This is a genomic window from Pararobbsia alpina, assembly GCF_902859895.1.
Lineage (GTDB): Bacteria > Pseudomonadota > Gammaproteobacteria > Burkholderiales > Burkholderiaceae > Pararobbsia > Pararobbsia alpina.
Map to the genome: position 1 here is coordinate 1 of NZ_CADIKM010000096.1, position 7,109 is coordinate 7,109.

The 7,109-nt window shown below is 58.3% G+C and carries 9 protein-coding genes and 1 pseudogene; 3 read left to right on the plus strand and 7 right to left on the minus strand.

The annotated features are described in order from the left end of the window. Together HV670_RS28975 and HV670_RS28980 are read right to left on the minus strand one after the other, a co-directional pair. The coding region (locus HV670_RS28975) for a response regulator transcription factor (protein WP_175108383.1) at positions 1-628 on the minus strand (628 nt) is incomplete at its 3' end. 435 nt (positions 629-1,063) lie between these two features. Beyond that, positions 1,064-1,537 carry a PRC-barrel domain-containing protein gene (locus tag HV670_RS28980; protein WP_175108384.1) on the minus strand — a complete coding sequence of 158 codons (474 nt, stop codon included), beginning with the start codon at positions 1,535-1,537 and terminating at the stop codon, positions 1,064-1,066. Here HV670_RS28980 and HV670_RS28985 point away from each other — a divergent pair. Next, complete coding sequence (locus tag HV670_RS28985; protein ID WP_175108385.1) at positions 1,536-1,790, plus strand: hypothetical protein; 255 nt, start codon at positions 1,536-1,538, stop codon at positions 1,788-1,790. The two genes, HV670_RS28980 and HV670_RS28985, sit on opposite strands and share 2 nt — an antisense overlap. Positions 1,791-2,355: 565 nt before the next feature. Further along, entirely contained in the window at positions 2,356-2,703 is a 348-nt protein-coding gene (locus HV670_RS28990; protein WP_175108386.1) for a response regulator, read from the plus strand. Positions 2,704-3,185: 482 nt separating this feature from the next. On the opposite strand, the gene HV670_RS28995 is transcribed toward HV670_RS28990, so the two are convergent. From HV670_RS28995 to HV670_RS29010, 5 genes and pseudogenes are all read right to left on the minus strand, one after another. Next, positions 3,186-3,488, minus strand: coding sequence for a hypothetical protein (locus HV670_RS28995; RefSeq protein ID WP_175108387.1), 303 nt, complete (start codon positions 3,486-3,488; stop codon positions 3,186-3,188). 412 nt (positions 3,489-3,900) lie between these two features. Continuing rightward, on the minus strand, positions 3,901-4,221 hold the full coding sequence (locus HV670_RS29000; protein ID WP_175108388.1) for a DUF4148 domain-containing protein: 321 nt from the start codon (positions 4,219-4,221) through the stop codon (positions 3,901-3,903). A gap of 148 nt (positions 4,222-4,369) precedes the next feature. Further along, positions 4,370-4,552 carry a permease gene (locus HV670_RS31640; protein ID WP_343054526.1) on the minus strand — a complete coding sequence of 61 codons (183 nt, stop codon included), beginning with the start codon at positions 4,550-4,552 and terminating at the stop codon, positions 4,370-4,372. Continuing rightward, entirely contained in the window at positions 4,549-4,716 is a 168-nt protein-coding gene (locus tag HV670_RS31645; protein WP_246258081.1) for a hypothetical protein, read from the minus strand. Before HV670_RS31645 ends, HV670_RS31640 begins: the two co-directional genes overlap by 4 nt. A 23-nt stretch (positions 4,717-4,739) precedes the next feature. Next, positions 4,740-5,168, minus strand: a pseudogene (locus HV670_RS29010) (YncE family protein); the annotation flags it as partial. Positions 5,169-5,296: 128 nt separating this feature from the next. On the opposite strand from HV670_RS29010, the gene chrA reads away from it, so the two are divergent. After that, on the plus strand, positions 5,297-6,514 hold the full coding sequence (gene chrA / locus HV670_RS29015; protein WP_175108389.1) for a chromate efflux transporter: 1,218 nt from the start codon (positions 5,297-5,299) through the stop codon (positions 6,512-6,514). Positions 6,515-7,109: the final 595 nt, after the last annotated feature.

Here is a 7,109-nt window from a genome sequence, read left to right on the forward strand (position 1 = left end):
TGCGGACAAGGTCGGGCATCGAGCGCGCCTCCATCTTGCGCATGACCTGTCCACGGTGAACCTTGACCGTGATTTCGCTCAGGTTCATCGCAGTGGCAATCTGCTTGTTCAACAGGCCGGATAGCACAAAGGCCATCACTTCTTTCTCGCGCGGTGACAGGGATTCATACAAAGCGCGCAGACCGGCTAACTCTGTCTCTGCCGCGAGCCGCTTGCTGTCTCGCGTCAGTGCCTGAGCCACTGCGTCGAGCATGTCCTGGTCCTTGAACGGCTTGGCAAGAAAGTCTAGCGCGCCGGCCTTCATCGCCTTCACACCCATCTCGATGTCTCCATGACCGGTCATGAATACGACGGGAATACGCATGCCGCTATCGACGAGTTCCTGATGAAACGCCATGCCGCTTTTTCCGTGGAGTCGCACGTCGAGGATGAGACAACTCGGCCCAGCGTAGTGAGGAAATTTGAGAAATTCGTCAGGAGACTCGAACACTTCGACGCGGAAGCCCACGGAGCGCATCAGCGCGCCGAGGGCAAGTCGAATTGCCTTGTCGTCATCGACCACGTAAATGACGGAACCGTCGGTTGTCCCGGTTTCAGCCGTCGTTCGTCGGGGCGGACCAGTAGTCATCGGTGCGTCCTCGTGCAGCCGGAGCGCGGTCGCATCGCGCTGTCGTTTAAATGTTCTACGCCCTGGAATGGCACAGGAAAATTCGAACCTGCGACTAGCCGTACAGCGTGCTGTTCGCCGCGTCAGTGCGCAATGATAGGTTCAATCGTCCGCCGCCGTGGCGACTCTCCAGCGCCCCCTCGCGCCCATCAACCCAGGTCTGACGGACGAAGAATGCGGACTACCCTCTCCGGCGGCAGCGAGCGCGGTGCCAGGCGCCTTGATGACTCCCCGCCGCTTCGAACAATGACTTCAGACCGCCCGAACATGTACGCCAATTCCACCCGTTGCTGCGAGCCCTGTCGGGGTACCTACGCCGCCGCGACGGTGCGCGGCGGCATAGATGCCAGACCTGCGGCCCAAAGATGCGTCCGGGTCGGTCCAGGGATGGCTGTGTTAATGCTCACTCGGCCGGAGGGCAGGGTCGCCTCCCCCTTCTCTGCTCGACGCAGACCAGTACGGCTGCCGGTTGTAGTAGCTATACGTCGACTCTCCCCAATTCGCATCAGCCATCGTTGGCCAGTGGTCCTTGTCGAAGCCGGGGTCGTCCTTCAGGCGTTGCGCCGGAATGTCGACGAAGAAGCACTTCTGGTCAGTATCGAGAGTCAGCGCGCTCCACGGAATGGCATGCAAGTCAGCCCCCATCCCGAGGAAACCTCCCGCGGACAGCACGGCATAGGCGATGCGTCCGTTGCGGACGTCGAGCATGATGTCTGAAATCTTGCCCACGTGTTCGCCGTCTGCTGACATTACCTTATTCCCATCGAGTGTTGCTGCGGCCATGATGTCCGGCCCCGGTCCTTCGCCGATACCACCGCCGACGATATTGGCTCCGCCTTGGGTGCCACCTTGCGGGTCGATTGAGCCCATGATTCATCTCCTCAAAAAAATGGATGCTCCTATGTTCCGCACGCAGCATGCCCGAGCCGTCGACGGTTGGCACAACGCTGCCGTCGCTGCGCGGCACACCGGACCTTGGCTCGATGTCGCAACCCGCATACAAATTGAAACTCGCTATCGTTGCGCAGGTCAGTTGCCTTCGTTTTGTTCTGCACCGCTTATTCGTGGTCCTTACCAATGTTATTACTTCATAGCTAAGTTCGGCGCGGTGGTGAACAACTAGTTGCACACATCAGGCAAGCACTGCACCAATCCAGTCGCTTCAGTCACTTGCCCCGCCTGCTCGTGAAGTGTCCACAGCCATGCGAACAGATTCCGTGGAGAACTCGCGGACTGTACTCGTAGGGTGGCATCGCCAATGACGTCCAGAAAATGCCTATACATTCGTATCATGTCGCCGGGCGTCGTTCCACGCTAATCTGCAACTCGAAAGAGGTACGCGACACCCTCGTCATCCCCTGGAAACCAGATTACGCCTGCTGTTTCAATATCGATGATGAAACGCCGTCCGTCTCGCGTAAGGCAGCAGCATCCGGTCGCTTGGCCTGCAGGTTCGCATGTATGAGGCTGGTCGACTCAAGGTGAGCACCAGGAGTACCGCAACTATTATGGTTCAGGCGGTCTTGATTCCATGCTGCAACGATTGCCCTAAACGTCTCCTGTTGGCCGCCAGCTCGCCGGCGGCGTCTTTTTTTTCATCGCAGGCCAATTCGAATGGACTGCCGAATCGAAAGCATGGCACGTCGCCGCAGCGAAAATCTGTATCTTGAGCATTAGGAGACCTTCGAATGAAAGTCCTCTTGGTAGACGATTACCGCACTAGCACAGACTCGCTCGCCAACGTCGCCTGCTCGATGGGTCACGCAGTGACCCGAGCCTACACCGGGCTCGATGCACTCGTGGCTGCAAGCGGCGAAGGGGCGTTCGAGCTGATTCTTCTGGACATAGGGCTGCCCGATATCAACGGCCACGAGTTGTGTATGCGACTTCGTGCATCTGAGAAATACGCTTCCCGGCGCATCTTTTCCCTGACCGCTGACGAGGACGTCGGCGAGCGCTTCGACATGTCATGCTTTGATGGTCAACTCTTGAAACCGCTTTCGCTCGAAGAATTCGAGTCGTTACTCGCAGGTTGAAGCGAGACACTGCCGTGCTCTTGGTAGGCGAGCCAAGGTTCTCACTTTTGCGTCTGTCCGGGTAGAGACAGCTCTCTTGACAGCAGCGACCGACAGTAGGTCCGTTATGCAGCCGCGTATGCGTCGACCAAAGCGTTTTCGATTGTGACGGGTTGTCTCTCGCCGCGAGGATGAACTCGTTCAATAGTCCCTCAGCGTGAAAAGTCGGCAGCGTTCAGCCTTGTGGGTCCGGGACTCTCAGCAACTTCCGTTCAATAGCAGCGGTGTTTGTGTCCGTCCGTATAGGCTTTCAGAAGACGCGTATCGTTTGCTGCCGATGGGGGGCCAGAAATACTGTTCGAGTACGTCCTGGGAAATCGAACATTGCACAGCACGACCACGAAAAAGAATGACGAAAGCAACCATTTCCGTCCGGTGAAACGTTGGCCCCAAGGGCGAGAGTGCTACATCCACCAATGAACGCAGCAACGCATTTGTGCAATTTAACGACCACCGCCTCCGTGACCACCGCCGCCGGACGAGTGTCCACCGGCACCACCGTAACGTCCGCCAAAACGGTGTCCACCGTACCCGTGGTAGCCAGCATGGCCAAACCGACCTCGATAGTAGCCTCCCCAACCGCCTCCGATAAACCCGCCGCCGTACCCTGACGCATAGTAGTCGTAGGGATAGGGGTAGGCGGAGACATAGCCCGGGTCATAGAACTGCGGGTAGCCGTACCCAGGGGCAACAGCACATCCGGCGAGGCCGAAAACCGCGACAACTAACGTGATTGACTTCAACATCTAATGCTTTCCTATTGTGCCGTGTCGACGATGCCGTGCGCCACCGCTGCCCGGAGCTTTCCGCTTGGACGCAATCGTACCTAGCTTGAAGGACAGCTAGGCATTTTGACGTACATGCTCTGGCAGGGGTGATGCGGTGGAAGTTGAAATGTGTGCTGCAGACCGACTGATACTCCCGTTCTTCCCATGGCCGAGTGTGCGTACCCGTTCATTGCTGTGCATAGAACCGAAATGGCGATGAGGCGGCTCAGTGTGGAAAATCGTGGCGGCATCAATTTCCCTCCCACACAGCAGGCTGACGAGTCGCCACGCGGGCCACTCCCGCAGATTCGACGGCGCTGCCAAACCAATAAAGTCTTGTTCATACATCCGTGAAGAATCAGGCGAGGCTCAGCGCAAGCAATACCTTTCTCTACTTTCGACTCGCCCAGTATTGTTCGGCCAAACTGAATCGCTGCCGATTACGCTCTATCGTCGCCGCGCTCGGCGGGTAGTCGAACTTCCCCGCAGGCGTAATACCGGTGCGTTCGGCCTCAATCAGTTCTCCGCGTACTTGTGCACGCGTATTCCCGGCGGGCGCTTGCGCGTCAACGCTCACGAGACCGGACGGAGATGCGGCGCTTCCTTCGTTCGCGTTAGCCATAGCCGACCCTGGATACGCGTGACTACCGTCGGCAAACGCGGAGCTCGCAAGCATCGCCGCTATCAGCGCTGCGCATAATTTAACTTTCATGAAGACTCCTGGAAGAGCTGACCTAAGACGTCGGTCGACGGCGGAGCTTCTATTATTGGACGACACACCTGAACACCACGTGGCATCAACATTACGGTTCGGTAATTCATGATTTCGTCTCGCGAATATATTCCGTTAGGCTTATTAATTAGACGGGGCCAGAAAATTTGGCCATCTGCACGCCGAGCTCCAGCACAAGATTGGTCGCGGCGAACTGGAATGCCATCGCGGAGGTGAAGTCACCACCTTTGCGCACAATAGAGCGGGCCATGGCGACGGCGGCATAGGAGCACGAGGAGGATGCGGCGCCGAGCAGGCTGGCGACTGTCAGCGACCGGGGGAAGCGTCAGGGAGGAGCTTCGACATCTCGGACTTCGAGACGGCAACTTCAATCACGGCAGAGAACAGGAAGCCTAGGCTCAATCCCCAGAATATCTGCCACAATATCGTGAAGGCCATCCACAGGGCATGACCGAGGGCAGTGATAATCTGCATCGCAACCTCCTGCGTGGAAGCTCCTATACGAGCGGCGCGCGGTTCTGGAAATAAATGCCGTGAGGTGATTTCCCGACCTTGATGGTGTTGACCAGCTTGAGCGTTTTCATGTCGATGACGCCGACGTAACGGGCAAACCGGAAGGTGACCCACAGGTATCGTTTGTCGGGCGTGAGTTCCATATCATCGGGACCTGGCAGCAGACCGGTATTGGTTCCGACGTTGGCCAGCGTGTTCTGGTCGAGAATGCTGATGGTGCTGCCGACCCGGTTCGACACCAGAATGTGCTGGCCGTCGACGAGCGAGCGGAAGTTGTGCGCGCCGTTGTCCGTGTGAATGGTCTTCACGATTTTGCGCGCGCGCCAGTCGATGACTGCGACATAGTCTGCGCCGGTCAAGCCAATAAGCAGGTATCTGTCACCCGGCGTGAGCCAAAGGCCGGCGGGCGCTTTGGGTCCGCAGCCGGCGTTCGAGTTACGATTCATCAGAACCCATACTAGTATCAGCACCTGCAACGACGCCTCACCACTAAAAAAACGACAGCACCCGAAAAATTGCCGGGACGGCACTAGAGGACCCCATGGACACTACGCTTTCCAACACACAAGACAATGTCCCATCACGCTTATCGCCGTGGGTCCTGTTTGGTATCTTCTTGCGCCTTGGGTTGACGTGTTTCGGCGGTCCCACAGCGCATATCGGCTATTTCAGGAACGAGTTCGTGCAGCGCCGTCGCTGGCTCGACGAGCATACATACGGTGACATCGTCGCTCTATGCCAATTCCTGCCGGGACCCGGAAGCAGTCAGGTTGGCATCGCCATCGGACGAATGCGAGGCGGCGTCCCCGGTGCACTTGCCGCGTGGCTCGGGTTCACGCTGCCATCGGTCGTACTTCTGGTTGCCTTTGCATATGGTTACACCCATATGGGACATGCGGGGTCCGTCCAGTTGCTGCACGGCCTGAAGGTAGCCGCCGTCGCGGTCGTCGCGCAGGCAGTCTGGTCAATGGGACGAAGCCTTTGTCCTGATAGGAGTCGTGCGACGATAGCGGTTGCGGCCACGATAGTCGTGACCGTCCTCGGAGCGACCGCCGGCCAGATTGTCGCGATTGTTCTGGCAGGCGTTGCTGGAGCGACGCTACTGAAGACCTCTACGAATATGCCTGAGGCTCCGGTCGGCATGCCGGGGACAAAGCGTGGGGCGGTAATCTGTCTCGCCGCGTTTGTAGCGCTGCTTTTCGGTTTGCCGCTTGCGGCCAGACTGGGGAACGTGTACTGGCTGGACCTGTTTTCAAGTTTTTATCGCGTGGGCTCGCTGGTGTTCGGCGGAGGCCACGTCGTGCTGCCGCTACTTCAGGCGGTAGTCGTTCCGCGCGGGTGGGTGTCCATCGACGAGTTTCTCGCCGGCTACGGCGCGGCACAAGCATTGCCGGGTCCCCTCTTTACGTTTGCGGCGTTCCTGGGCGCAATCGGCAGAGGCGTGCCATCGGGACCTGCGGGCGCGGCACTCGCCACGGTAGCCATTTTTCTACCGTCCTTTTTGCTTGTCGGCGCCGCGTTGCCGCTGTGGGGAACACTCCGTGCATTCGCGCCGATGCGCCGGGCCATGGCAGGCATCAACGCGGCAGTGGTGGGTATCCTGCTTGCAGCGCTTTACGACCCGGTTTGGACAAGCGCGGTGCATAGCGCGGCCGATTTCTGTATCGCAGTACTGGCGCTCCTGCTGCTCACATGGTGGCGTCTGCCGTCCTGGGCGGTTGTCCTCATCACTGCGGCAGTCACGTGGGCCGTTACGTGACGTTCGGGCATGTGGTTTTCCTATGTCTCACGTTAAGCAGGGCGTCGACGTTTCATCCGGTGCTTGCAATTGCAAAAGGCAGATATCCTTAACGCAAAACCCCTACCTCGTATCGAACGCCAACGAGGTCAGCGCTATTCCTGAGCGTCAGACGACATCTGCTTATCACAGTGAACGAGGGGTTTCCCGCCGTGCACTTTGTTCATCCTGTGACAGCTGACCTCCCTGCCCCGTTAAGCATCCCTTAAGCGGAATTCGTGCAGCATTCTGCGGACGTAACGTCACGCGAGTGGAAAGGGCAGGTGGCATCCCGTGTGACCGATACTGTGAGAACAGTTGAGTTGGCCGCATCGACTAAAGGTTATTTGACCTGCCGGGGGTCTCGGGTTAGGGAAGCGCTTTCGCACCCTCTGATGCGCGTGAGAGGGCCGACCGACGCTGACCGGATGGCTGATAGACTGGCGGGTATGTTGCCCCACGCGCGTTCCAAGTGTCTTGGGGTGTCGTCGTCTTTGGAGTGGCTCGAAATCATGCCGATAAATTATCTCCGAGCTTTCACTGCGCCCACACGCACTGACAACTCAAACCGGCGACT